This window comes from Mycolicibacterium sp. XJ870, from assembly GCF_053483975.1.
In genome coordinates this window covers 608,946-633,611 of record NZ_JBEFTI010000002.1, presented here as the reverse complement: position 1 = coordinate 633,611, position 24,666 = coordinate 608,946, and the positions used below count along the sequence as shown (strand labels likewise).

Sequence of the window (24,666 nt, the reverse complement as noted above, 5' to 3'; positions counted from 1 at the left end):
GAGGCTACGGCTCGAGCACCAACTTGCCCCGCACTCGGCCGTCGGCCAGCGCATCGAGCGCGGCCACGCCGTCCGACAGCGGGTAGCGCACCGGTGGGGGTGGTCGCAGCCCGGCGGCGACCAGCTTGCCCAGTTCGGCACCGACGGCCGCCTGCGCGCCGGGTGTGCGGTTGACGAATTCACCCCAGCCGACGCCGACCACGCTGACGTTGCGCAGCAGCAACCGGTTCACCTTGACGGTGGGGATGCCACCCGCCGCGAACCCGATCACCAGCAGCCGGCCCTCGGTGGCCAACACCCGGATGGCGTCATCGAAAGGCTCACCGCCGATCGGGTCGACCACCATGTCGACGCCGCGTCGGTCGGTGGCGTCGAGCACCGCCTGGCGCCAGCCGTCGGTCAGCGGCAGCACCACATCGGCGCCGAGTCCCGCCACGAACTCCTCGGCGCCGGGCCGGTGCACGAGGGCGATCACCTTGGCGCCCAACGCCTTCGCGAGCTGGATCGACGCAGTGCCGATGCCGCCTGCCGAACCGAGCACCAGCACGGTCTCCCCGGGCAGCAGCCCGCCGCGGCGGGCCAACGCGAACTGCATCGTGTAGTAGTTGCCGAGCAGCGACGCCGCTTGGCCATCGTCGACGCCGTCCGGCGTCGAGATCACGCTGGCCGGGTTGACCGCGACCTGCTCGGCATAGCCGCCAAGCATCGTGAACGCCGACACCCGCTGACCCGGCGTGAAGCCGGAACCCTCGGGTGCAGACCGCACGGTACCGGCGACCTCCATGCCCGGGGTGAACGGCGGTTCCAGCCGCAACTGGTACTCACCGCGCAACAGCAGCAGGTCAGGGAAGCAGACGCCGGCGGCGCCGACGTCGACGATCACGGCGTTTCCGGACGGGTCGGCCGCATCTTCTACGTCGGTGTAGACCAACCCGGCCGTGCCGGTAAGAGCTTGCGCTACAAGAGCTTTCATCCGAGCTTGAAGCTGGCCTGCTGCGCCGCGGACAGGTCGGTAATCTCGCCCCACTTGGCGGCGACGTCATCGACCGTCGGCACGCCCTCGGAGAACGTGATGCCCTCGTTCTGGAACAGCGCGGTGCGCTGCACTTTGCCGCCGCCGACGATGAAGATCGAATCGGTGTCGGGCAGTTCCTCGGTCATCAGGTAGGCGACCACCGGGGCGACATACTCGGGGGTGAGCTTCTCGAACACCTCGGGCGGCAGGATGTCCTGCGTCATCCGGGTGGCGGCGATCGGCGCGACCGCGTTGGTCTTGATGTTGTACTTGGCGCCTTCCTGGGCCAGCGTGTTGATGAGGCCGACGAGGCCGAGCTTGGCGGCGCCGTAGTTGGCTTGGCCGAAGTTGCCGAACAGGCCGCTGGTCGAGGTGGCGACGACCACGCGGCCGAAGCTCTGCTCCCGGAAGTGCGGCCAGGCCGCGCGGATGACGTTGTAGCCGCCGTAGAGGTGCACCTTGAGCACGGCGTCCCAGTTCTCGTACGTCATCTTGTGGAAGGTGCCGTCGCGCAGGATGCCCGCGTTGCTCACCACGCCGTCGACCTTGCCGAACTCGTCGAGTGCGGTCTTGATGATGTTCTCGGCGCCCTCGGGCTCGGCAACGCTGTCGTAGTTGGCCACCGCACGGCCGCCGGCTTCTTTGATCTCGTTGACCACCTGGTCGGCCATGTTGTGTCCGGCGCCGGTCCCGTCACGGGATCCGCCGAGGTCGTTGACGACGACGCTGGCTCCCTCGCGGGCGAGCGTCAGGGCGTATTCACGGCCCAGACCTCCGCCGGCTCCGGTGACGACGACGACGCGGTCCTGCACTCCTGGCATTGCGGTTCCTCTCATAGGCGGGCTCGACTCGGCTTTCCATCTTTGTATACGGCGGGCGGCCATCGGCCGGTCATCGGGGTCTGCGGTCGGGAATGAACCGCTGAGACGCCGAATGGCCAGTTATGACACGCAGATCATGGAAAAAGCGCGTCATAACTGGCCATTCGCCGTATAAGTCAGAGCTTTTCGGCTGTGACGAACGTCGAGAACGCGTTGTCGTCGTGCTCCTGCGTCAGTTCGACCAGACGGCCCAGCCTGCGCATCTCATCCAGTGAATGCACCCCATCGGCCCGCCAACCGTGCGCGCTCAACCAGTCGGCAACCTCGGCGCGGTCCGGATCTTCGTAGATCAGCTCCTGGATATCGAGCGCCGAGCCCATGTTGAACTGGTCGGCGAACTTCGCGAAGCGCTCCCGCATCTCCTCCCGACGATCGCTTGCCGTAACCCCGGCGGTCTCCGCGGCGATCCGGCTGCCCGGGGCCGACAGTTCGGTCACCAACTCGAACAGTCGGTCCTGGGCGTCGGCGGGCAGATACATCAGCAGACCCTCGGCCAGCCACGCGGTCGGCTGGTTTTCGTCAAAACCTGCCTCGCGCAACGCTTTCGGCCAGTCAAACCGCAGGTCCACCGGGACCTCACGACGCTGCGCCGACGGCTGTACACCATGTTCGGCCAAAGTGGCGGCCTTGTACTCCAACACCTTGGGCTGATCGATCTCGTACACCGTGGTGCCGGCCGGCCAACTCAACCGATAGGCCCGCGAATCCAGACCCGAGGCGAGGATGACCACCTGGCGCACGCCGGCCTCGACGGCATTGGCGAAATACGCGTCGAAGAAGTGCGTGCGCACCGCCTGGTAGTTGCCCATGTGCTCGAAGATCGCCGCGGCCTCGGGGTCGACGTCGGTGATTTTGCTCGCAAATTCGTTGTCCAACAATGTTTCCCACACACCGGTCCCGGCTCCGGCGACCAAGATCTTCGCGTACGGATCGTTGATCAGCGCATCCTCGCGCTCGGTTTCACCGGCGCGGGCCGCGGCGACCATGACGGCGGTCGAGCCCACACTTGTGGCGATGTCCCAGGTGTCGTCGTGCGTGCGCAATGAGCTCATGTAGCGATGCTACCTAACAACTTAGCCAGGCTATCCGGTGGTGTGCGCCACGTCACGCGTCAATCGCGCAGCTGCCAGAGCTTGTTGGCCATCAGCAATTCGAACTTGTCCACGATGAGCCCGAGTTCGCCGGGACGGCCGACGTAGCCGGCGTAGAACCCCATCCCCCACATCACCGCGACGAGCATCTCCACGATCGCCGGAATGTCGGTGTCGGTGCTGAGCTCCCCACGCTCGATCGCATCGTTGACCGCCCACTCGACGAACTCGCGCGAATCCCGCAGCGAGTCGTGCTGCTCGGATACCAGTTCGGGGTGACGCTGCGATTCCAGCACCGACGTCACCAGGAACGCAGCCGCCGACCGATCCGCCGATTCGGCATCCATCGCCGCAGCAAAGAATGCGGACAGCCGCCCCAGAAGAGTGGTTGCTTCCCGGGCTCTGGCGATGCCCGCGGCAATTACCGTCGAATTCGTCTGGTTGACCACCTCGCGATACAACACGCGCTTGCTGCCGAAATAGTGATTGATCGCCGGCCTGGTGAGATCGGCCCGGATAGCGATCGCCTGGAACGTTGCGGCGTCATAGCCAAGTTCGCTGAACACCTCACGCGCCGCATGCAAGATGCGCTCGCGTGTCTCTGCTGCCTTAGCTGCCGGCGGACGACCCGGTCCCCGGCTCGCAATATGAGCCACGCGTCGAATTGTGCCACAAGTCACCACCGGCACCGCACGCTGCATTCACCCAAAGTTTCACCAACGGCAACGCCAGCAAATATCGGCCGCGTTTGGTGTTTGACCGACAGACTAGGGTGACCTGGATGGCAGGCGTCGTTTCACGGGAGTCGTACTTCGACACCGGTCTGGACGTGTTGTCCGATCTGGGCTACGGCGGTCTGAAGTTGGCCGAGGTGTGCAACCGGCTGGGCGTCACGACCGGGTCCTTCTACCACTACTTTCCGAATTGGTCGTCATACACCAGGGAGCTGATCGCCCACTGGCGCGAGGTCCGCACCCTGCGGGTGGTCGAAGCGGTGCGCTCCGATCCCGATCCGCACCGGCGCATCGAAACCCTCATCGAGGAGGCGCTGGCTCTGCCGCACGGCGCGGAGGCCGCCATCCGGGTGTGGAGCTCCCTGGACGCGGACGTCTACGAGGTTCAGGCCATCGTCGACCGACTGCGGTTCGACATCATTTACGAGTCGGCCCGCGAGATCATCGGCGACGAGCGCAACGCCAGGAACTTCGCAGCCTGGGGGGTGTACCTCATCGTCGGCTACGAACAGAGCACCCTGCCCCGCGACACCGAGGCGCTGAGATGGATCTCGTTTCAGCTGCGGGACGCGCTGGAGTCGGGACGGTTCGCGGCCACCCCCGAATAGGATTAACTGAGTTCATGCTGACCCCGGCCGAATTGTGGCACCGGGCAGCAGACCGGCAGCGGGACCGCGACCCCGAGTACGACGCCCTGCGGCGTGCCACTCGGGCGGGCATCGTGTTACCGATCGCGGCAGCGATCGGCTTTGCAGTCGGAGCCGGTTCGCAGACCCCGCTCTTCAGCATCTTCGGCGCAGTCTCCCTGCTCATCACCGCCGATTTTCCCGGGAACCGGCCTGCGCGCGCGCTCGCCTACTGCGGCCTGGCGATCAACGGGGCGGTGCTCATCGTGCTGGGCACCCTGATAGCGCCGTATCCGTGGGTGAGCGTGCTGGCGATGTTCGTCATCGGCGTGATCGTGTCGTTCTCCGGAGTGCTCAGCGAGATCGTCGCCGCCGGGCAGCGCGCCACCCTGCTGTTGTTCGTGTTGCCGCTCTGCACACCGGTAGGCCCCATCCCGGACCGCCTGCTCGGCTGGCTGATCGCGTTGGTGGTCTGTGTCCCGGCTGCGCTGTTCCTCTTCCCGCCGCGTCACCATGACGACCTGCGCCGGTACGCGGCACGGGTCTGCCGGCAGTTGGCCGACCGGCTGGAAGGCAAAGCGTCGGCACGCGACGTGACCCGGGCGATGAACGCGCTGTACGAAAGCTTCCTCGGGGCCGACTACCGGCCCGTGGCGCTCACCGCGGGCAGCCGCGCACTTGTGCGTGTCGTCGATGACCTGGGGTGGATCTGCGACCGCGTCACCGACGAGACCGGCGATCTGCTCGGCCCGATGCGCGATCCCGCGGTGCGGGTGCTGCGCGACAGTGCGGCGGTGTTGCGGATCCGCGACGCCGCCGAACGCGCGGCGCGGGGCGCGGACCTGCGCGCCGCGCTGGCCGACCAACGCACGGTGGCGCAGGGCACTTACCGGGACGACATCGTCGAGTTGCTTGGCACGTCCGACGACGCAGCCGCCGTCGAGGTCGGCCGCACGTTGCTGATCCGACGCACCATCTCGGCCACCATCGCGGTGACCGGCCGGATCATCGGAAACGCAGCGCTTGCCGACGCCCGGCCGGTATGGGCCCGGGTACTGGGGCGCCGACTACCCGAGACGGGGGCGGCCGAGTGGGTGATGCCCGAGACCGTCGCGGTCGCCGTGATCGCCAAGGGATTCCTCGCGACGCGAGCGGTGGTGTTGCGCAACAGCCTTCGCACCGGGTTTGGGCTCGCATTGGCGGTGGGAGTGACTCACGTGTTTCCGGTGGAGCACGGGTTCTGGGTGGTGTTGGGCGCGATGTCGGTGTTGCGCAGCAGTGCGCTGACCACCGGAACGCGCGTGTTGCGGGCCGTCGCCGGGACCGCGCTCGGTTTCGTGCTGGGCGCAGTACTCATCCTGCTGGTCGGGGTGGATCCGGTGGTGCTGTGGATCCTGTTGCCGATCGTGGCCTTCGGGTCGGCCTATGTGCCCGAGGTCGGGTCATTCATCGCCGGGCAGGCCGCGTTCACGATGATGGTGCTGATCAACTTCAACCTGATCGTGCCAACCGGGTGGCGGGTCGGTTTGATCCGCATCGAGGACGTGGTGGTGGGTGCGCTGGTGGGCATCGTGGTGTCGCTGCTGCTGTGGCCGCGGGGCGCCAAGGCGACGGTGTCCAAGGCGATCGAACAGGCCCGCGCAGCCGGCGCCGAACTTCTCGACGCCGCGGTGCTACGGGTGACCCGCGGCGCGTCGGAGGCGGCCAACGATCGGGTGATCGCGCTCAGCCATTCGGCCCTTCAAGCCTGGCGCACGCTGGACGACGCAGTGCGACAGTATCTTTCGGAGAACGGTGGCCCGACTGACCAGCGCGCTCCGGTGGTGCGGGCGGGAAACCGGGCGACCCGGGTGCGCGTCGTCGCCGAGCTGATCGCCGACGTCGTCCCACCGCCGCTCGGGGTGTACCAGACCACGCGTGAATCCATCGAGGAGCACGCGAAAGCGATCTGCGCGCGACTGACCGGACAGGACACCACGTCGACCCTGGTCCCGATCGGCGACAGCTTTGTACTGGCACTGCGCGCTGAGACCGCCGGTGACAACCTAGCGGTGTCGGCGGCACTTCCGCTGCTGACCGTTGCCGCCAACCTCGGCGAGCTGGAGCTGCTGTATCCCCAACCCGCCGAGGCCGTGCGTTAGGTGTGTCAGCCGTGTCAGCCGTGTCAGCCCAACGGGCGGTGCGGCATCAACGCATTCGGCGGGATCTGGCCGAACTTGCCGGCGTTGTAGTCCTCCAGCGCCTGGATCAACTCGGACTTGGAGTTCATCACGAACGGGCCGTAGTGGAAGACCGGCTCACGAATCGGCTTGCCGCCCAGGATCAGAACCTCCAGCGCGGGCCGGTTCGAATCCTGGGAACCCTCGGCGGCGACGGAGATCCGGTCACCCGGGCCGAACACCGCGAGCTGACCCTGCTGGATCGGGTGGGCCACCGGCCCGACGCTTCCTCGGCCGCTCAGCACGTACACCAGTGCGTTGAAGTCGCGGTTCCATGGCAGGTTGAGCTGCGCACCCGGTTCAATCGTGGCGTGCGCCATGGTGATTGGCGTGTGCGTTTTTCCGGGACCCTGTTGCCCGTCGACGTCTCCGGCGATGATGCGGACCAAGGCGCCGCCGTCCTGCGACGACAACAGCTTGGCGTCGTTACCTTCGATCGCCTGGTAGCGCGGGGTCGCGAACTTATCCTTTTTCGGCAGGTTCACCCACAGCTGGATGCCGTGGAACGTTCCGCCGCTCTCGACGAGATCGACGGGCGGGGTCTCGATGTGCAGGATGCCGGACCCGGCGGTCATCCACTGCGTGGCGCCGTCGGTGATCAAGCCGCCGCCCCCGTGGGAGTCCTGGTGGGCGAAACGGCCGTCGATCATGTAGGTGACGGTTTCGAAGCCGCGGTGCGGGTGCCAATCGGTGCCCCGTGGCTCACCGGGCTGGTATTCGACCTCACCCATCTGGTCCATGTGCACGAACGGATCGAGGTCCGCGGCGCTCACTCCGGCGAATGCGCGAACGACGGGGAAGCCCTCACCCTCGTAGCCGCGCGGGCCCGTGGTGATGGACCGCACCGGGCGCTCGGTGTCGCCGGCTTTCGGTGCCGCGATGCGGGGCAAGGTCAAGGTGTCGGCGGTGATTGCGGGCATCGGTACCTCCTAGGGGTATCTGAGCTGATACCTCTATAACCGGACTGCGGTCCGATTATTCCTCAGGGCAGCACGGCCAGGGCAGCGGCGCGGGCGTCGGCGGCAGTTGCCGTGGTCAGCACGGCGTCGGCGGCGTCGCGACACTGCTGCAAACTCACCCGCGCGAGCTTGGCCCCCACACCGGGGAGCGCCGCGGCGGCCGCCGACAACGACGTCACGCCCAGCCCCACCAACACACAGGCCAGCAGCGGATCGGCGGCGGCCTCACCACACACCCCGACCGGCTTGCCCGCTGCGGCGCCGGCGCGCACTGCCATCGCGACCAACGCCAGCACCGCCGGCTGCCACGGATCGGTGAGGGTGGCCAGGTCGGCCGACATCCGGTCGGCGGCCATCGTGTACTGCGCGAGGTCGTTGGTGCCGATCGACAAGAAGTCGACGTGGTCGAGGATCTTGCCGGCCAGCAGCGCCGCGGCAGGCACTTCGATCATCACTCCCGGGGTGAGCCCATAGGCGCGCGCCCGGTCCGCGAAGTTCTTCGCTTCAGCGGCGGTGGCGATCATCGGCGCCATCACCCATGGCTGGTTGCCTGTCTTTTTCGCCGCCCCAGCGATCGCTTCGAGTTGGCGGTCCAGCAGGCCGGGATTGCCCTCGGCGATGCGGATGCCACGTACACCCAACGCCGGATTCGCTTCGTCAGGGTGACCTACGAATTTCAGCGGCTTGTCCGAGCCGGCATCGAGCGTGCGGATCACGACCTTGTGCCCGGCGTAGGCGTCGAGCACCTCACCGTAGATCTGCGCCTGTTCGTCGACAGTCGGTTCCTTGTCCCGGTTGAGGAAGCACAGTTCGGTGCGGAACAGGCCGACGCCTTCAGCAGGGGTTTCGCGCGCTGCGCGGGCAGCGGCGCCATCTTGGACGTTGGCCAGGATCGCGACGGCGTGCCCGTCGGATGTGGCGCCCGGCCCGGCCCACTGCCGGGCCGCCGCGGCCGCGCGCTGCGCTGCGGCCAGCGCGGCGGCTGCCTCGGACGGATCGGGGTCGGCAGTGACGGTCCCGCTGGTTCCGTCGAGCAACACCATGGTTCCCGCGCCAATGCCGTCGAGCCCGGAGACCGCGACCACGCACGGGATGCCGAGTTGGCGCGCAATGATCGCGGTGTGGCTGGTCGGCCCGCCCAGCGTGGTAGCCAGGCCGACCACAAGTTGCGGGTCCAGGCCTGCGGTGTCTGCGGGAGCGAGATCCTCGGCGCACAGGATCGACGGCACGTCCGGCAGCGGGACGCCGGGCTCGGGCAGCCCGGACAGTTCGGCGATGACGCGGTCGCGGATATCGCGCAGATCGGTGACGCGTTCGGCCATCAGACCGCCGAGTTGCGTGAACAGCTCGACGAATTGATCGACGGCTTCGGCCACTGCCCGCACGGCCGGGGTGCCCGCGGCAATGCGCTTCTCGGCGGCGCCCAGCCAGGCGCGGTCCTGGGCGAGGGTGGCTGTGGCGGCCAAGACCTCCGATGCGGCGCCGGTGGCATGTGCGGCGCGGTCCCGCAAGCGGGTGGCGACCTCGGTTACCGCGGCTTTGAAGCGCCCGGCTTCGGCCACCCGGTCGGCCTCGTCGATCTCTCCGGCCGGCGGCGCGACTTCGGGAAGGCGGCCCGGCCGGATCACCGGTGCGTACTGCACGCCCGGGACCACCGGAACCCCGCGCAGAGCAGTGGGTGATGTAACCGGAGATGTGGTGCTCATGTGAGACAGATTACTAGAAACCATTGACAAGTCAACACAGCCAAGCGTAAAACAACACATATCAACATTCACAGGAGCTTCGCCCCACACAAACGGAGGGTCATGTACGCCGAAGAGCGCCAGCAGGCCATCGCCACGTTGGTGATGAGCCGGGGCCGCGCTTCCGTTGCGGAACTGGCGCAGACCTACGACGTGACCACCGAGACCGTCCGCCGCGATCTCGCGGTCCTCGACAAAGCCGGGGTACTTCGCCGGGTGCACGGCGGCGCCGTGCCTGTGCGCACGCTCCATCTGGTGGAAGCCGGCGTCGGCGAGCGGGACACCACCCGAGCCGAACAGAAGGACGCCATCGCCGCCGCGGCTGTCGACTTTTTCCCCCTGAGCGGCGCCAGCGTGCTGCTCGATGCAGGGACCACCACCGCGCGGGTCGCCGCCCAACTGCCGACCGACCGGGATCTGACCGTGGTGACCAACTCCGTGCCGATCGCCGGTCGCCTGGCAGCGATGCCGACGGTAACCCTGCAATTGCTGGGTGGCCGGGTCCGCGGGCTCACGCAGGCGGCCGTCGGCGAGCAGACGTTGCGCGTGCTGCACAGCCTGCGGGTGGACATCGCGTTCATCGGCACCAACGCCATCAGCGTCCGCCACGGCTTGTCGACCCCCGACACCGAGGAGGCGGCCGTCAAGCGGGCGATGGTGACCGCTGCAAATTATGTTGTGGTGGTGGCTGATTCGTCGAAGGTCGGACAGGAGGACTTTGTCAGCTTCGCGCCGATCGACAGCGTTGACACCCTGATCACCGACTCCGAGATCGACGCCATCGAACGCCGGCAACTCAGCGAGCAGGGCGTCGAGGTGGTGATCGCATGATCGTCACCGTCACCCCCAATCCCAGCCTGGACCGCACCGTGACAGTCTCGAGTCCGTTGGTCCGGGGCGCCGTGCAACGCATCGATTCCGTCACCGTCGAACCGGGCGGCAAGGGCATCAACGTTGCGCGCGCGCTGACGCTGGCCGGTGTGGACGCCGAGGCCGTGCTGCCCGCCGCCGACGACGACCCACTGCTGTCCGCACTACGCGCCGCAGGTGTGCCGTTCACCGGAGTTCCCATCACCGAGCCCGTCCGAACCAACCTCGCGATCACTGAATCTGACGGCACCACAACCAAAATCAACGAGCCTGGTGCGCACATCGATGCCGCTGCGCTCGACGCGCTCACCCGGTGTGTGCTGGACAAGGCGCAGGGGGCGTCGTGGGTGGTGCTGTCGGGATCCTTGCCGCCCGGTGTGCCGCCCTACTGGTATGCGCATGTGGTCGCGCTGTTGGCGCCGCTGTCCTGCCGGGTTGCCGTCGACACTTCCGACGCTCCGTTGACAGCACTGGCCGCGGCATTCGGTGTGGCTGCGCCCGACCTGATCAAGCCCAACGGCGAGGAACTGGCGAGTTTGCTCGGAGCATCGTCCGTCGATCTGGAAACCGCAGCCGCCCAAGGCGATCTGTCACCAGTGGTGGCCGCAGCGGGACAACTCGTGGCACGCGGCGTCGGCGCGGTGCTGGCGACGCTGGGCGCTGCGGGTGCGGTCCTGGTGAACGACACCGGCGCCTGGTTGGCCACCCCACCGCCGATCGTGCCGCGCAGCACCGTGGGCGCGGGAGACGCCTCCCTGGCCGGCTACCTGCGTGCTGCCGTCGGTGGAGCCGAACCTCCGCGGCGGCTGCGGATGGCCGTCGCATATGGCAGCGCGGCCGCGGCGCTGCCCGGGTCGGCGTTACCTGCCCCCGCACAACTCGATCTCGACGCCGTGCGCGTCAGTCCGCTCGTCACCACCAACCCGGAAGTGCTGCAATGACTCAACCGATCATCACCCCCGATCTCGTGCTGCTCGACGTCGACGCAGGCGCCGACAAAGAGGCCGTCATCACGCGCTTGGTCGGCGCGCTCGCCGGAGCAGGCAGGACCACTGACACCGACGGCCTGGTGGGTGCGGCGATGGCCCGCGAGGCGCAGTCCGCCACCGGACTGCCCGGCGGCATCGCAATTCCGCACTGCCGCTCCCCCTACGTGGACACCCCGACGATCGGCTTCGCCCGGCTGGCCCCCAAGGTCGACTTCGGCGCCCCCGACGGGCCGGCCGACCTCGCCTTCCTGATCGCTGCCCCGCAGTCCGGTGGGTCCGAGCACATGAAGTTGCTGTCCAGCCTGGCGCGCGCCCTCGTGCGCAAGGACTTCGTCCAATCCCTGCGCGACGCATCGAGTTCCGATGAGGTGGTGACGCTCGTGGACGGCGTCGTCAATCCGGCTTCTTCCGCTCCGGTTGCCGCTCCTGCGGCTCCGGCTCCCGAACCGGCCAAGGCGGTCTCGATCGTCGCGATCACCGCCTGCCCCACCGGAATTGCCCACACCTACATGGCCGCCGACGCGCTCAAGCAGGCCGCCGAGCAGGCCGGGGTCGATTTCACCGTGGAGACCCAGGGATCCTCCGGCAGCACACCGGTGTCGGCGTCAACCATCGCGGCGGCCGACGCTGTCATCTTCGCCACCGATGTGGGGGTCAAGGATCGGCAGCGCTTCGCCGGCAAGCCCGTCATCGCCTCCGGGGTGAAGCGCGCCATCAACGAACCCGACAAGATGGTCGCCGAAGCCGTCAGCGCCGCAAGTGATCCCAACGCCCCGCGGGTCGCAGGCTCTGCCGACGCAGCCGCCGCCCCGGCGGCGGCCGGCGACGTCGGCTGGGGCACCCGCACCCGGCAGATCCTGCTCACCGGCGTCAGCTACATGATCCCGTTCGTCGCCGCCGGCGGTCTGCTGATTGCGCTGGGCTTCCTCTTCGCGGGTTATGACATCGCCAATTCGCCCGACGGCGCGGATCCGCTTTCCTACGGCATGAACTCGCTCGGCAATCACATCGCCGTCACCAACACCCTGGCCGACCTGCCGTCGGGCGGCCTGATGCAGTACATCGGCGCGGTGTTGTACACGCTCGGCGGGCTGGCATTCATGTTCCTGGTGCCGGCGCTGGCCGGCTACATCTCCTTCGCCATCGCCGATAGGCCCGGCATCGCACCGGGTTTCACCGCGGGCGCTGTGGCGGTGTTCGTCGGCGGCGGGTTCATCGGCGGCATCGTCGGCGGTTTGATCGCCGGGTTCGCCGCGCTGTGGATCAGCCGGATCAACGTCCCCCAGTGGTTCCGCGGATTGATGCCCGTCGTGATCATCCCGCTGTTCGCGTCGCTGGTCGTCGGCCTGCTGATGTTCCTGCTGCTGGGGCGTCCGCTGGCCTGGCTGACCACCAGCCTGACCGACTGGCTGAGCGGCATGACCGGAACCTCGGTCGTCATCCTGGGCGTCATCCTCGGCCTGATGATGTGCTTCGACCTCGGTGGCCCGGTCAACAAGGCGGCCTACGCATTTGCGACCGCGGGCCTGAACGTCGCCGACCCCGCGACGCTGCGCATCATGGCCGCTGTGATGGCAGCCGGGATGGTTCCACCGCTCGCGATGGCACTCGCATCGACAGTGCGGCCCGGGCTGTTCACCGAGCCGGAACGCGAAAATGGCCGGGCCGCTTGGCTACTGGGCGCGTCGTTCATCACTGAGGGCGCAATCCCGTTCGCTGCGGCCGACCCGCTGCGGGTGATTCCGTCGATGATGGCCGGCGGCGCCGTGACCGGCGCGATGATCATGGCGTTCGACGTCACAGCGAAAGCCCCGCACGGCGGCATCTTCGTGTTCTTCGCGATCGGCAACCTGCTGTGGTTCCTTGTCGCACTTGCTGCCGGCACCGTCGTCAGCGCCCTGGCCGTTGTCACGGCCAAACAATTCGCTAAACCAACCGTCACCGCGCCGGAGGCTCCGGCGCTGGCCACCACCTAAGGAGAAGACATGCCCAGCAAGACCGTCACCGTAGGCTCCGCCATCGGCCTGCACGCCCGCCCAGCCGCCATCATCGCCGAAGCTGTCGTCAACGCCGGAGTGCCGGTCACGCTATCGATGGACGGCGGCGAACCGGTCGACGCAGGTTCAGCCCTGATGATCATGACGCTGGGCGCCGAGAATGGCGCGCAGGTGACTGTGTCCTCCGACGATGCCGATGCATTGGCTACTGTCGCGGGTTTAGTGGAACAGGATTTGGACGCGTAAGTCGTTGGTGCCCGGGCGATCTCGTCCTCAGCAGGGAAGGTGCGAGATTGTGTATCACTCGCTCTTAGCTGGCCAGCCCGGAATCGGCTCCCCGTGAGGCGGAGGGCTGGCGTGAAAACCGGTGGCCATCGCCCTGCGGGCCGCAGCGTCGTCCGGCATGGCGGCCTCACACTGAGTGCGTATCTCAGGTGTATCAATTTGCTCGGCGTCGCCTAGCGGCCCCCAAAGGCCCTCACTGTTTCCGGTGATGAACCACGGTCCGAAAACATCGGCGGCCGGTGCGGGTCGCGGGCCGCGCTGCGGATCTCCGGGCGCTGCTGGCGCATCACCAATCCGTGGGTCTTTATCGGTCAGCTCTATACGCCAAATCTGGACCATCTGCCAGTCGCCGTACCTCAGTTGCGCGGTGTCGGCCTCAGCTGCGGTCGAGAAAAACTTGTGCGGATCGTCGTCAGCTGTGCGATAGACCGAGTAGGCACCAACACAAACCGTCGCACGGTAGCCGTCGCCCTGAGGCAAGATACTGAGAATGTGAGTCGGCTGATATCCGTACACCTGACGCTCGACGTAGGTCCATCCGTTTGCTTCGTACTCGGCCCGCGTCTTGGGCCGTACGTATTGAAGTTGGATGAGACTGCCCGTCTCTCTTGACATACCGGTGTTCTGCGGAGTTGCTCTGAGAAAACCTGGGTAAACAACCGACGGGTCGCCGCCGGCGAACGCGGCCAGCCGATACGACTCGACATACGCGCGTAGCGCGATCGCAGGCCCGTTCTCGAGGTCGATTCCGGGTGCACCCGACCAGTGGAACCGGAACTCGTTGGCTTCGGGAGGCCAATTGGGGAAGAGGGGAGGCGGCAGTGCAGATTGGGTTGACGGAGTCCCCGGTGGTGTTAGTCCGTCGGGCTGACTGTCGCAAGCGGAGACGAAAGCCAACGCAATCACCAGTGCGGTGGAAATTACCCCGCGGACTCTATTTGAGGGCATCGCGATACGCCTCGTCATACGCGTCCAGCGGATCGCTGATGTTGTCACTCAGCCGACTGTAATAGTTTTCTAGAGCGTTCTGGTAGCGGGGCCACGCGGGGTTGTAGGGGTCCTCGTTGGGGATCTCGAGTTGTCCATCGCCGTTCTTATCGAACGACCTTAGTAATGCGGCGTCACCTGGGTCGCCGATGTTATGTCCGAGGAACACAGAGGCAAGTGCGGACCGCATCTGATGCGAACTTTCGATGGGCGTGTGTCCCGGTTCGGCGGTTTCCGGACGCGGCCCGAGAATCGCGTCCTTCATCAATGTCGCCTCCATTGATAGGAGAGGACTGACGTGCGGCACGATGCCTAGCAGGTCCTTCGCCGCATCATAGTGGACAGCCTGCCTGTCCCAGGCTGCTTGCCTCGCCTTCACCGCATCGGACTCAGTGTCTGATATCGCCATGAACGCGCCCTCATCCGTGATGCCCTTTAATCGACCAGCTGCCGCCATGGCGTCTGAATCGACGGAATGTCCGTCAGTCTCAATCACAGAGTTGGCATATTGGTTTATGTATGCCCCTTGGACCGAAGCCGAGCGGCCATCCAGGATTTCCGCTGCAACATCGCCAGTCCCGAGGACTCCCATTACGTTTGCGGCATGCGGATACGACAGGTCAGCGGAGCTGTCCTTTGGGGTCCATCCCGAAGTGCCGTCGATGTCCCGTCCCGCCATTTCGTCGACATATGGGCTCATGGCCCGAGCAAGGCTTTCAGCCAGTTCTGGGTTCAACTTGCCGAACGCCACGTTTTGCTGAGCACCGGTGTCTATGTCCATAAGCGTCTGCTTATTCGCTGGATCGCCAATATAATCCGCCAGGGCGCTTGCCGTCTCACCTGCCCGCTCATTGACGACAGGGTCAGTGGAATAGGCGTCTTCAGCAATCCAGTCCGTCAAAGTACGTGCCGACTGCGCGCCATCTTGCCAGTCGTGCGTCAAAACGTCTTCGACGAAGTCCTTATCGTTCGTGAACATATCGTGGTTGACGACTGTATCGCGGCCAGCCGTGTCGAACACCCGCTCCACAACTTCGTCGCCCCAGTGCTCCTGTCCCCCGCCAGGAGCCTCTTGTGCAGCCAACCACTCCTTGGCGTTCGACATCATCTCGCGATCCAATTGGGAGCCCTGCTGGAACTTTGAGTCCCCCTCACCGACGATATCCGCCAGATTCTTGAGGTTCCCCGCAGCAGCGTGCCGCTCCGCGGCTTCTAGGTCGGCCTGGCTCCCGGGGTAGCCGACGACGGGGGCCGTTGGGCCCAAAAAGTCTCCGCGCTCGTTCAAGACGGCCTGAACACCGTCGGGCAGTGCGCCCGTATCTCCTGGGAGCACACCATCGTTGGGTATTTTGCCGGGGGTCACAACCTGCGGCCCATCGCCGTCGTGTCTGGGGTACGTCACATCGGGATCGCTCATGACATGCATCGCATTGGGCAGGATGTTCTTGTGAGGACCAAGTCTTTCTCGTGCTGCGTTCAAGTCCGCCAACGACATGGGTTTCATCTGCGCCTGCAATTGGCCGATAAGTTCAGCTTGCACCGGATCAAGCGGGTGGCCTTCGCTGTTCGGCCCTAGCTGTTCTTCGTCGATACCGTTGAGGAGTTGATCGACCTTGGCCGCGGCTTCTTGATTTCCTTTGAGCGCGTCCTGGACGAGTCCCTGCATGTCTTCTGGCTTTAGTTCACCCTCGCCGGCCTTGCTCTCGTCGCCTGGCAGCTTGTTGGGATCGGCAGGGTTTTCCTTCGGGCTGCCAAGCTGATTCCCCAATGCCTGGAACTCGCCTTTGATGGTTTGGACACGTCTGCCGATGGTGTTCATGTCGTCCGTCGACTTCTGGACGATGTCGCTCACCTTGCTGATGCCGGAGTTGGCGATCTGCATCAGCTTGCTGTCCCGGTCCGCTGCGCTGGTGTTGGGAAGCGAATTCGCCATGCTGGTCACCCAGCTCTTGACCTCGTCAAGGTTCTGCCGGCCGGCGGTGACCACATTCGCGGCGTTGGTGACTTCAGTAGCCATCCTCTTGTCGAGGTCGGCCAGCTTGCCGAACACGGCGGCATGCTCCTTGTTCTTGGCCCCGTATGCCTCCGCCGCCGGCCCCAGCCAATTCGAGCCTGGGGCAGCAGCCTCCACCGCCGACCGCGCCTGCTGGAATTTTGAGCTGCCGTCGAATTCCGCCCCATCCTGCGGGTTGCCCTGACCGAATGTTTCGCGAGCGTTCGACCACGTCGAGTAGAACGCATCCAGCGCACCCATGGAACCCTCCCCAGACATCAACAGCGACAACCGAGTATCTCAGCAGTTCCGGCTCCGGAAGGACAGCAATTCCAACGGATGACAGGCCGCACGACGTGGGTGGCTAGCATTGCCATGGCTGACCAGTCCGCGTCAGAACACGGCGGTGATGCGTGCCGCGTGCGCCCGGTCTGAGCGCGACTAATTGAAACCCGTTCGGTATTACAGGTTTCGGGCTGTTCTGGGATCAATCGGTGGCGAGGTATCCGGCCTCGTTTCCCGTTGGGCCTTCTCGTCGTCGGACAAGGGTGGCATCCCCTGCAACTCCCTCATCCGTTCCTCACTCATGATTCCCGCTTGTGCTGGCGCCTTCTCGCCCCCGCCAGGCGCTCCCGCACCTTCGGAGGGACCAGCCCCTTCTGGCGGTCCGCCCGGACCAGCTGCACCAGCGCTGGCCTTCGCCGCATCGGCTGCGGCGCCACCGCCACCTGCGGCGCCCTGTGTGGCCGCCTGGACAATGCCCTGCACACCCTGGAACGCCTGCTGAGGCATCTGAGACAGTCCCTGCACGATGCCTTGGGCCGGTTGCGTCAATCCCTGCATCATCTGCGTGGCCATCTGAGAGAACTGGCCCATCATCTGGCCCCCAGCCTGCATTCCACCGTCTTGACCACCGCTTGGTGCACCGGCACCTCCGGCGTTTGGTGAGCCCGGCGCCCCGGGGCCGTCCATCCGTTCCGCCTGAGCCTTCAGCTTTTCGGCAGCCTCCATATCGCCGCGCTCATACGCTTTGGCGGCCTGCCGAAGAGTTTCAGCCATCTTCTCCGAGGTGGCCTTGGCAGCACCCACCGCCGCGCTCCGCGCATCAGTGACCCCAGCGAAATCCGCCGGGAAGCCGATAGTGCCGTGGCTGTTGAGGACTCCGGACAGTGCGGGCGCCCCGTCGATCAAGCTGCTGACGTCCGCAGCAACATTGTCGAACTGCCCACCCATGGCCGTCACCGCGCCTGTGAATGTTCTCAACTCTGTCATCGCCGACCCTTCGCAACGGACGTCTATCTCGCCGGCAATTCTAAGCCGGGGATCAGGGCGTTCACGACAGAACTTTCCTGCTCACAACGCCGCCGCCGTTCGACGTGCGACGGTATTCGATCCCGGAATCAGACCAGTGGCGCGATCACCTCGTATACCGCGGGGCGGCGTTAACTTCCCGGCAGGACCGTCTACGGCAAGAAGCGTCATCGTCCCGACCAGCAGCCCCTTATGATTGCCTCCGTGCAAATAGCCGGTCGGCTTGACGTGAAAAGATGCATTGCTGGACAGACAGAGTGTTATTTGCTGGATATGCATCAGCACACTCAGGCGGATCGAATCTCGTTGGGGGAGTGTGAGGCGTGCAGCGCGTAGCCGTAATGCTGCTGGCATTTTTGCTGGCTTTGTTCAGTGCGCCTCCGGCGTGGGCTGTCGACCCGCCGTTTATCGACGCGGCCGCGGTTCCACCTGACGAAACCGGCCCGGATCAGCCGACCGAGCAGCGCAAGATCTGCGCGGCGCCGACGGTTATGCCGAACTCGAATTTCGCCGACAAGCCGTGGGCCAACGACTACCTGCGGCTCGCCGAGGCGCAGAAGTTCGCTACCGGCGCCGGCGTAACTGTCGCGGTGATCGACACCGGCGTCAACGGATCGCCCAGGGTGCCCGCCGAACCGGGCGGCGATTTCGTCGACGCGGCGGGCAACGGTATGTCTGACTGTGATGCCCACGGGACGATGACCGCGTCGATCATCGCGGGCCGCCCCGCACCAACCGACGGCTTCATCGGCGTGGCTCCCGACGCGCGGCTACTTTCGCTGCGCCAGACGTCGGTCGCGTTCCAGCCCAAGGGCGCGCGACAAGACCCGAATGACCCCAACACCACCCAGACGGCGGGTTCGATCCGCAGCCTGGCCCGCGCGGTGGTACATGCCGCCAACCTGGGCGCGCAGGTGATCAATATCAGCGAGGCCGCCTGCTACAAGGTGACTCGCCGAATCGACGAGTCCAGCCTGGGTGCGGCGATCAACTACGCCGTCAACGTCAAGGGCGCGGTCATCGTCGTCGCTGCCGGCAACACCGGCCAGGACTGCTCGCAGAATCCGCCGCCGGATCCGTCCACACCGTCAGATCCGCGCGGGTGGAAGCAGGTACAGACGATCGTCAGCCCAGCCTGGTACGACCCGCTGGTGCTCACCGTCGGCAGCATCAGCCAGAACGGTCAGCCGAGCAACTTCTCCATGTCCGGCCCGTGGGTCGGCGCCGCCGCGCCCGGCGAGAACCTCGTTGCGCTGGGTTACGACGGTGCCCCGATCAACGCGACGCCCGGTGAGGACGGCCCGGTGCCGCTCAACGGCACGTCGTTCTCGGCTGCTTACGTGTCCGGCCTGGCCGCGCTGCTCAAGCAGCGCTTCCCGGACCTGACGCCGGCTCAGATCATCAACCGGATCACCGCGACGGCCCGCCATCCCGGCGGCGGGGTCGACAATTACGTCGGTGCCGGGGTCGTCGACCCGGTCGCCGCGCTGACTTGGAAGATCCCCGACGGTCCGGACAAGGCGCCGTTCCGGGTGAAGGAAGTTCCACCGCCGGTGTACATCCCGCCGCCGGACCGCGGCCCGATCACCGCCGTGGTGGTGGCCGGGGTGTCGCTGGCACTGATCCTCGGGATCGCAGCGATGGCCCGCCGCGCGTTGAGGCGACGCCGATGAACTTCCTGCGGCGGCATTTCGGTTTTCGCTTCACCACCGGACACGGCATCTGGGCGGCCGCGCTGATCCCCGCCTGCATTGCCGTTTGCCTGCACTTCAACCTGTTGTGGTTGGGGATCACCTTGGCGGTCCTGATCGCGATCTTCTCGGTGCTCACCATCCGCGGGTACCGGATCACCGGTTGGATCAAAGCGATCTTCTCCTGGCGGCGACGCCACCGCAGCACTCCGGATGCGGCATCCGAGCCAGCTGTCGGCGCAACCGTCATGCCCGGCGATCACGTCGCGGTCCGTTGGCAGGGTGACTACTTGATCGCCGTGATCGAGCTGGTACCAAGGCCTTTCACACCGACGGTGATCGTGAACGGCAACGCAGTGACCGATGACATGGTCAGCACCAAGCTCGTCGAGGAACTGTTGGCGGCACACTGCCCCGACCTGGAGGCCGACGTGGTGTCGGCCGGTTACCGGGTCGGCAAGACCGCTCCGGCCAGCCTGGTAGCACTCTACGAACAGGTCGTCGGGCCGTACCCGGCGCCGTCGAACCGGCGCACCTGGATCGTGCTGCGTGCCGATCCGGAGAAGACGCAGCGGTCGGCGCATCGCCGCGATGCCGGTGTGTCCGGCCTGGCCCGTTACCTGGTGGCGTCGACGACGCGCATCGCGGATCAGCTGGCCAGCAACGGAATCGACGCACGCTGTTCACGCAGCTTCGACGATTTCGACAAGGCCACCGAGATCAGCTTCGAGAGAGAGACCTGGTCGGTCATCAAGGGCCGCAGCACCTTCACCGCCGCCTACAACGCACCCGGCGGCCCGGACGTGTGGTGGTCGGCGCGCGCCGATCACACCACCACCCGGGTTCGGTTACGGCCCGGCGCCGCGCCAGCCTCCACGGTGCTGCTGACCACGTTGGCGAATCCCACGACACCACGCGGTTTTTCCTGCCTGTTCGGTGGTCAGCGTGCCGCACTTCAGGGACTGACCCCGGTGACCGACAAACACTACGACCTGCCGATCGGCTCGGCCGGGGTGCTGGTTGGCGAGACGTCTGATCGCTACCCGGTTTACATGCCCTTCGACAATGTCGACGTCAGCATCAATCTCGGTGACGCACGACTGTTCACGCAGTTCGTGATCCGGTCGGCGGCGTCGGGTGCTGTCGTCACCCTCGGCCCGCAGTTCCGGGAGTTCGCCACGATGATCAACGGGCGGGTGGGTCGGACACCCCGGGTGGCATGGCCTACTTCGACGACGTATCTCGGACCCCACCAAGGTGTCGGCCGAGTGATCCTGCGGCCCAACTTCATTGACACGCCACGACACCGGCAACTGCCGATCAGTCTGATCAACCCGCGTGAGGAAAGCCGCTACCAGATGGCGCTGGAGCAGTAGGGGGGACTGAAGTGACCGACAACGTACATCCACAGGTCGCTGCGGTGTTACGGCAGGCGCAACGGCTGCAATCGCTCATGGACGATCAGCTCCACAAGATGAACACCGAAGCCTTCACTGGCACCGACGAAACCGACACTGTCGAGGTGACACTCAATGGCCACCACCATCTGACCTCAGTGTTCATCGAAGACGGACTGCTGCGACTGGGTGCGGCAACCGTCGAACAGCGGCTCAACGAAGCGCTACAGAAGGCGACGGCAGCAGCGACTGCGTCGATCGAGGCGGACCGGGAATGGCTCGACTCGATCGTCGCCGACATTACTGCCGAGGACGGCTAGCACAACTCTGGCCGTTCAGCGGGGCGGAACCGCGTCTAACTAGAGTCCTTGCGCGCCTGCATTTCTCGTTTTCTGCGCTCCTGCAAACCAATGACGGCCTCGGTGTACGCCCTGTCCTCGGTATAGAGGTCCTCATCGGGTGCCAGGTTGGGATCGCGGCGCTTCTCCTTGCCCTGGCCGCCTTGGCCAGCACCTTGTCCCATTCCGCCCATTCCGGCGCCCATACCGCCCATTCCGGCGCCCCCCGCTCCAGCGCCTGCCGGCATTCCGGCGCCGCCCCGGGCGGCAGCGCCACCGGGCGGCGCGACAGTTTCAGCACCAACCGCAGGCCCGAGAGGCGCGGAAGGCATGCCACCACCGCCACCGCCGGACCCACCCCCGGATCCACCACCGCCGGCGCCCGCCGGCTTGAGACTGGGTTCATCCAATCCGGGTATGCCCGTGGGGCTTCCGCTTGGCAAGCCAGCACCCGACGGCGCACCGGCACCGGACGGCGACCCGCCGCTGCCCTGCCCCTGGCCGCCGCCAGAGGGAGATCCGCCACCCGAGGGAGATCCGCCGCCTGCCGATTCGGGCTTGCCCGCACCGGCATTCGCGCTCGCCGGGGACATCGCCGGTTGGCCCGTCGGCATACCTCCCGGTGGCTGGCCGCCGGGCGCACCGCCTCCGCCGCCACCGGTGCCGCCTCCGCCACCTGCGGGCTGACCATCGTTACTGGTCGGGCCAGTTCCAGCGGCCGCGCCGAAGGGCGGTGTGGGTACCTTGGCCATGTCGGGATCAGCGCTGCCGGCATAGGTCTCACGGACCATCCGGGATTTCTCTTGCTCCTCCTCCATACGTTTGAGGAGCGCGTCGATGTCCGCTTGGTTCGCGGAGGTCCCTTCAAGGGCGTCGTCCATCGTCATTTGTAGATCTTTATAGGCCTCGGCTATCGGCTTGTGATCGGCCGCGGCCCTGTTGTGCGCGTTCCTGATCGCCAGGACCGCACCGCCATAGCTCTCCCACGCATCGGAGAGGTCATCAATCCAGTCCCGGAACTTGTTGAATTTGGCGAATGCCGCGTCAGCAGCATCTCCTTCCCAACTTCCGAAGTTGGGATCCGGTGCGCCGGCCTTGATACCAAACGTCGCACGTACGGCGGCCGCAAATGCTTCGTCCAACGAGGCGTTGCTACCTGGGTCGTTGAGCAGTTTCTCGGTTTCCTCAACGGAGAGATACCCATCGGCGCTCACCAACCCCGGTGACGGTGGTGACGGCGGCAACGGCAATTCGGGCTCTGGTTGAGGAGCTGCGATGTTGTCCGCCTGGACGCCCCGCTCGATGGCATCCTGGTAGTTCTCGTCGACATCCGAGTATGCCTGGGCGACCTTGCGCAAAGACCTTGCCAGACGGAGGCTTTCCTCTTTCGAGACGTCGGTGTACTCCTGCAGCGACTTCCCGTACGCGTTGAGGTTCTCGATAGCCGTTTTCGTCGACTTCAGACCATCGGGCGCAGTAGCTTCCGGAGCTTCGGTCGGCCAGTCGCCCGCCTGGTCCTCAATCCATTGCGCCCGGTTGTTCAACTCGTCGGCGGCAACCTTGATCCTGTCGCCCATCGTTCCCCCTACACTCCGAATCTCATCGCAAAGCCTGTCGGTGTGACCTTCTGTCGGCCGACATGCGTAGCGCGGTTACGCCTGTTCATTAGTTATTGCTTCTGTATTGAGCACGCTCAGGTGCTGCCAATAGATCGCGTCGGCGATCGCGACGCGTTGCGCGTCGGGTCCGGCAGCGGTGTGGGCACGGTGTAATGCCAACTCCTGCAGATGGTTTACGTATGCGATCATCGCGTTCATATGCACCAGGACCCGCCCTGGATCCTTGCTCAACAGCGGCTGAAACACCTCTCGGAGCAACTTCGCCCGACGATCCTCGGGGGCTTCCGGATCCGCGGGTGCGGGCGGCAGCAGCTCAGCCAGTCCGCCGTCGCCAACTTTCGACAATCGGGCCATCGAATCTGGAGCGATGACTTCCAGCCGCGAGCGCCCCTGCATCTGGCCATTCGCGGGGAGGTCATCAGGCTGCAGAATCACTTGTGCGACCCCGGAATCAAATCCCTTGAGCTGCTCCTCCGTGGCGATCACGGCACGCAGCGTTGTGTCATGGGCTTGCGCCCACCCGTGCAATGCCGCGATCGGATACGTGGCCCATTTGCCGCGTTCCACCGCGGGGATGGACTCGTCTGCACTAACGAACTTCACGCGTTCCGGGAGTTTCACGCCGTCAGGGATGAACCCGATCCCATAGTTGTTGGCCACCAGAATCGACCCTTCGTTGGTCAATCCGGTGAGCCAGAAGAGCCGCGGCTGCTTCACATCGACGTTCAACGCGGCACCGATGCGCCGCGCCAAGTCGACCAGATCCGAACCCACAGCGCGACGAGACGTACCGGCTGCCGCATCACGTTGTGCCCGCGCGGCCGAGACGGGAACCGGAGCAGCACCAACTGCACCCGCTCCCGCTGTGGTTGGCGCGGGAGGAGGCGGAGCAGGTACGCCCGCAGGAGCCACCGACGCTGCGGGCGGAGCCGTGGGAGGCGGACCCAACGGCATCGGTGGCGGCATCCCGCCACTTCCCATGCCCATGCCACTTGGACCACCGCCAGTTGTCGGCGGTGGCGAGGAAACGGGAGCTTGAGCGCCGCTCTGGGCTGTCGGAGCTGGAGCTGTGTTGGTCGGGGCAGTCGAATCCAGAGGTTCAAGCGGTGGCGGCGCCATCCCCGACGACGCGGGTTGCATCTGTGGCCCAGCCGCATTCGCGAACGACTGCGCGAACTGCTGCATCGGGTTCGGCGGGGGTTGCGCACCAGCCTGAGCGGCCGATGCTGCCTGCGACGCGTTCGCCGCCGATTCGAAACCACCTGACGCTGAAGTTCCGCCACCGCTAAGGGGACTGGCGGGTGCGCTAGGTGCAGCGGGCGCGGACCCACCGCCCCCGAGGCTGGGGACTCCGACTGAAGGTGCGTCTGGGGCGCTAGGACCAGAAACGGGTGGGCCCACCGGAGGTTTGCCGCTTGGCGCGGGTGGCTGCCCTTGTGGGAGTGGCGACGACGATGGTGTTGATCCGCCAGCCAACGTTGGCGATGGACCGATACTGCCCTTGGGTTTCTCCGCTGGCGTCGCGGGCGACCCTGCAGCTGGGGCCGCTGCCCCCGTCGCCTCCGGCGACTTGCCTACGTTCCCCTTTGTGGGTTCCCTTCCCACTCCGGGTGGAGGCGCCGCGGGCGCCGGAACGCCTGGCGCTGGCGCTTCGGGCGATGGAACCCCCGGTGCGGGAGCTGCAGGCACGGGTACACCTTCCACTGACCCGCCCCACAATGCCGGCTTCACACCCGCGTTCGCCTTCCTAGGCTCGGACAAAAGGGTATCTACTTTGGTTTCGTCTTCATCGGCTTGATTCAAGTCATCCCCATCGCCTGACAGTGGAAGCTCGCCGAAGGCACCACCCGCGAAAAGGTTCGACAGTAACTGTAGAGTCTTTTTGTTTGTGTCCGATGCTCGATTTACTATTCCCTGTA

At 65.9% G+C, this 24,666-nt stretch carries 20 protein-coding genes; 9 read left to right on the top strand and 11 right to left on the bottom strand.

Annotated features, from left to right (window positions below; all coding sequences use genetic code 11):
* Window positions 1-4: 4 nt before the first annotated feature.
* The 4 genes from ABQF30_RS14530 to ABQF30_RS14515 all read right to left on the bottom strand — a co-directional run bounded on the left by ABQF30_RS14530 (window position 5) and on the right by ABQF30_RS14515 (window position 3,643).
* Entirely contained in the window at window positions 5-973 is a 969-nt protein-coding gene (locus ABQF30_RS14530; protein ID WP_448464787.1) for an NADPH:quinone oxidoreductase family protein, read from the bottom strand.
* Window positions 970-1,836: an SDR family oxidoreductase gene (locus ABQF30_RS14525; protein WP_448464785.1), complete on the bottom strand. Its 867-nt coding sequence runs from the start codon at window positions 1,834-1,836 to the stop codon at window positions 970-972. Before ABQF30_RS14525 ends, ABQF30_RS14530 begins: the two co-directional genes overlap by 4 nt.
* Window positions 1,837-2,012: 176 nt before the next feature.
* Window positions 2,013-2,948, bottom strand: a complete 936-nt coding sequence (locus ABQF30_RS14520; protein WP_448464783.1) for a class I SAM-dependent methyltransferase — start codon at window positions 2,946-2,948, stop codon at window positions 2,013-2,015.
* A gap of 59 nt (window positions 2,949-3,007) precedes the next feature.
* Entirely contained in the window at window positions 3,008-3,643 is a 636-nt protein-coding gene (locus ABQF30_RS14515) for a TetR/AcrR family transcriptional regulator (RefSeq protein ID WP_448464781.1), read from the bottom strand.
* Window positions 3,644-3,768: 125 nt separating this feature from the next.
* Here ABQF30_RS14515 and ABQF30_RS14510 point away from each other — a divergent pair, with 125 nt between their 5' ends.
* Both ABQF30_RS14510 and ABQF30_RS14505 read left to right on the top strand, forming a co-directional pair.
* A complete protein-coding gene (locus tag ABQF30_RS14510; RefSeq protein WP_448464779.1) occupies window positions 3,769-4,329 on the top strand; it encodes a TetR/AcrR family transcriptional regulator in 561 nt (186 codons plus the stop codon).
* Between the two features lie 14 nt (window positions 4,330-4,343).
* Window positions 4,344-6,488: an FUSC family protein gene (locus ABQF30_RS14505; protein WP_448464777.1), complete on the top strand. Its 2,145-nt coding sequence runs from the start codon at window positions 4,344-4,346 to the stop codon at window positions 6,486-6,488.
* A 23-nt stretch (window positions 6,489-6,511) separates the two neighbouring features.
* Here ABQF30_RS14505 and ABQF30_RS14500 read toward each other — a convergent pair whose 3' ends face one another.
* Together ABQF30_RS14500 and ptsP are read right to left on the bottom strand one after the other, a co-directional pair.
* Window positions 6,512-7,486, bottom strand: a complete 975-nt coding sequence (locus tag ABQF30_RS14500; protein ID WP_448464775.1) for a pirin family protein — start codon at window positions 7,484-7,486, stop codon at window positions 6,512-6,514.
* A gap of 62 nt (window positions 7,487-7,548) precedes the next feature.
* Window positions 7,549-9,231: a phosphoenolpyruvate--protein phosphotransferase gene (gene ptsP / locus ABQF30_RS14495; protein WP_448464773.1), complete on the bottom strand. Its 1,683-nt coding sequence runs from the start codon at window positions 9,229-9,231 to the stop codon at window positions 7,549-7,551.
* A gap of 102 nt (window positions 9,232-9,333) precedes the next feature.
* Between ptsP and ABQF30_RS14490 the strand changes: the two genes are divergently transcribed.
* From ABQF30_RS14490 to ABQF30_RS14475, 4 genes are read left to right on the top strand one after another with little or no spacing between them, the layout of a single operon-like run.
* The gene (locus ABQF30_RS14490) at window positions 9,334-10,101 is read left to right on the top strand and encodes a DeoR/GlpR family DNA-binding transcription regulator (protein WP_448464771.1); all 768 of its coding nucleotides are present in this window, start codon (window positions 9,334-9,336) and stop codon (window positions 10,099-10,101) included.
* Window positions 10,098-11,081 (top strand): 1-phosphofructokinase family hexose kinase, encoded by a 984-nt coding sequence (locus ABQF30_RS14485; RefSeq protein WP_448464769.1) that lies wholly within the window; start codon window positions 10,098-10,100, stop codon window positions 11,079-11,081. Before ABQF30_RS14490 ends, ABQF30_RS14485 begins: the two co-directional genes overlap by 4 nt.
* On the top strand, window positions 11,078-13,105 hold the full coding sequence (locus ABQF30_RS14480; protein ID WP_448464767.1) for a PTS fructose transporter subunit IIABC: 2,028 nt from the start codon (window positions 11,078-11,080) through the stop codon (window positions 13,103-13,105). Before ABQF30_RS14485 ends, ABQF30_RS14480 begins: the two co-directional genes overlap by 4 nt.
* Window positions 13,106-13,114: 9 nt before the next feature.
* On the top strand, window positions 13,115-13,372 hold the full coding sequence (locus ABQF30_RS14475; protein ID WP_448464765.1) for an HPr family phosphocarrier protein: 258 nt from the start codon (window positions 13,115-13,117) through the stop codon (window positions 13,370-13,372).
* Window positions 13,373-13,426: 54 nt separating this feature from the next.
* Here ABQF30_RS14475 and ABQF30_RS14470 read toward each other — a convergent pair whose 3' ends face one another.
* From ABQF30_RS14470 to ABQF30_RS14460, 3 genes are all read right to left on the bottom strand, one after another.
* Window positions 13,427-14,407 (bottom strand): hypothetical protein, encoded by a 981-nt coding sequence (locus ABQF30_RS14470; RefSeq protein WP_448464763.1) that lies wholly within the window; start codon window positions 14,405-14,407, stop codon window positions 13,427-13,429.
* Window positions 14,346-16,652, bottom strand: a complete 2,307-nt coding sequence (locus ABQF30_RS14465; RefSeq protein ID WP_448464761.1) for a TPR repeat domain-containing protein — start codon at window positions 16,650-16,652, stop codon at window positions 14,346-14,348. Before ABQF30_RS14465 ends, ABQF30_RS14470 begins: the two co-directional genes overlap by 62 nt.
* A 201-nt stretch (window positions 16,653-16,853) precedes the next feature.
* Window positions 16,854-17,663 (bottom strand): ESX-1 secretion-associated protein, encoded by an 810-nt coding sequence (locus tag ABQF30_RS14460; RefSeq protein ID WP_448464758.1) that lies wholly within the window; start codon window positions 17,661-17,663, stop codon window positions 16,854-16,856.
* A gap of 362 nt (window positions 17,664-18,025) precedes the next feature.
* Here ABQF30_RS14460 and mycP point away from each other — a divergent pair, with 362 nt between their 5' ends.
* Genes mycP through ABQF30_RS14445 form a run of 3 tightly spaced genes read left to right on the top strand, consistent with a single transcriptional unit; the run spans window position 18,026 to window position 21,110 of the window.
* The gene (mycP, locus tag ABQF30_RS14455; RefSeq protein WP_448464756.1) at window positions 18,026-19,375 is read left to right on the top strand and encodes a type VII secretion-associated serine protease mycosin; all 1,350 of its coding nucleotides are present in this window, start codon (window positions 18,026-18,028) and stop codon (window positions 19,373-19,375) included.
* On the top strand, window positions 19,372-20,769 hold the full coding sequence (eccE, locus tag ABQF30_RS14450; protein WP_448464754.1) for a type VII secretion protein EccE: 1,398 nt from the start codon (window positions 19,372-19,374) through the stop codon (window positions 20,767-20,769). Before mycP ends, eccE begins: the two co-directional genes overlap by 4 nt.
* A gap of 11 nt (window positions 20,770-20,780) precedes the next feature.
* Window positions 20,781-21,110: a YbaB/EbfC family nucleoid-associated protein gene (locus ABQF30_RS14445; protein ID WP_448464752.1), complete on the top strand. Its 330-nt coding sequence runs from the start codon at window positions 20,781-20,783 to the stop codon at window positions 21,108-21,110.
* Window positions 21,111-21,145: 35 nt separating this feature from the next.
* Here ABQF30_RS14445 and ABQF30_RS14440 read toward each other — a convergent pair whose 3' ends face one another.
* Both ABQF30_RS14440 and ABQF30_RS14435 read right to left on the bottom strand, forming a co-directional pair.
* Window positions 21,146-22,705: a PPE domain-containing protein gene (locus tag ABQF30_RS14440; RefSeq protein WP_448464750.1), complete on the bottom strand. Its 1,560-nt coding sequence runs from the start codon at window positions 22,703-22,705 to the stop codon at window positions 21,146-21,148.
* 75 nt (window positions 22,706-22,780) lie between these two features.
* The gene (locus tag ABQF30_RS14435; RefSeq protein ID WP_448464748.1) at window positions 22,781-23,521 is read right to left on the bottom strand and encodes an EspK C-terminal domain-containing protein; all 741 of its coding nucleotides are present in this window, start codon (window positions 23,519-23,521) and stop codon (window positions 22,781-22,783) included.
* Between the last annotated feature and the right edge of the window lie 1,145 nt (window positions 23,522-24,666).

Excerpts from the sequence above, each read along its gene's own strand:
- ABQF30_RS14530 (WP_448464787.1), bottom strand. The coding sequence starts at position 973 with ATGAAAGCTCTTGTAGCGCAAGCTCTTACCGGCACGGCCGGGTTGGTC.
- ABQF30_RS14525 (WP_448464785.1), bottom strand. The coding sequence starts at position 1,836 with ATGCCAGGAGTGCAGGACCGCGTCGTCGTCGTCACCGGAGCCGGCGGA.
- ABQF30_RS14520 (WP_448464783.1), bottom strand. The coding sequence starts at position 2,948 with ATGAGCTCATTGCGCACGCACGACGACACCTGGGACATCGCCACAAGT.
- ABQF30_RS14510 (WP_448464779.1), top strand. The coding sequence starts at position 3,769 with ATGGCAGGCGTCGTTTCACGGGAGTCGTACTTCGACACCGGTCTGGAC.
- ABQF30_RS14505 (WP_448464777.1), top strand. The coding sequence starts at position 4,344 with ATGCTGACCCCGGCCGAATTGTGGCACCGGGCAGCAGACCGGCAGCGG.
- ABQF30_RS14500 (WP_448464775.1), bottom strand. The coding sequence starts at position 7,486 with ATGCCCGCAATCACCGCCGACACCTTGACCTTGCCCCGCATCGCGGCA.
- ptsP (WP_448464773.1), bottom strand. The coding sequence starts at position 9,231 with ATGAGCACCACATCTCCGGTTACATCACCCACTGCTCTGCGCGGGGTT.
- ABQF30_RS14490 (WP_448464771.1), top strand. The coding sequence starts at position 9,334 with ATGTACGCCGAAGAGCGCCAGCAGGCCATCGCCACGTTGGTGATGAGC.
- ABQF30_RS14485 (WP_448464769.1), top strand. The coding sequence starts at position 10,098 with ATGATCGTCACCGTCACCCCCAATCCCAGCCTGGACCGCACCGTGACA.
- ABQF30_RS14480 (WP_448464767.1), top strand. The coding sequence starts at position 11,078 with ATGACTCAACCGATCATCACCCCCGATCTCGTGCTGCTCGACGTCGAC.
- ABQF30_RS14475 (WP_448464765.1), top strand. The coding sequence starts at position 13,115 with ATGCCCAGCAAGACCGTCACCGTAGGCTCCGCCATCGGCCTGCACGCC.
- ABQF30_RS14465 (WP_448464761.1), bottom strand. The coding sequence starts at position 16,652 with ATGGGTGCGCTGGATGCGTTCTACTCGACGTGGTCGAACGCTCGCGAA.
- ABQF30_RS14460 (WP_448464758.1), bottom strand. The coding sequence starts at position 17,663 with ATGACAGAGTTGAGAACATTCACAGGCGCGGTGACGGCCATGGGTGGG.
- eccE (WP_448464754.1), top strand. The coding sequence starts at position 19,372 with ATGAACTTCCTGCGGCGGCATTTCGGTTTTCGCTTCACCACCGGACAC.
- ABQF30_RS14440 (WP_448464750.1), bottom strand. The coding sequence starts at position 22,705 with ATGGGCGACAGGATCAAGGTTGCCGCCGACGAGTTGAACAACCGGGCG.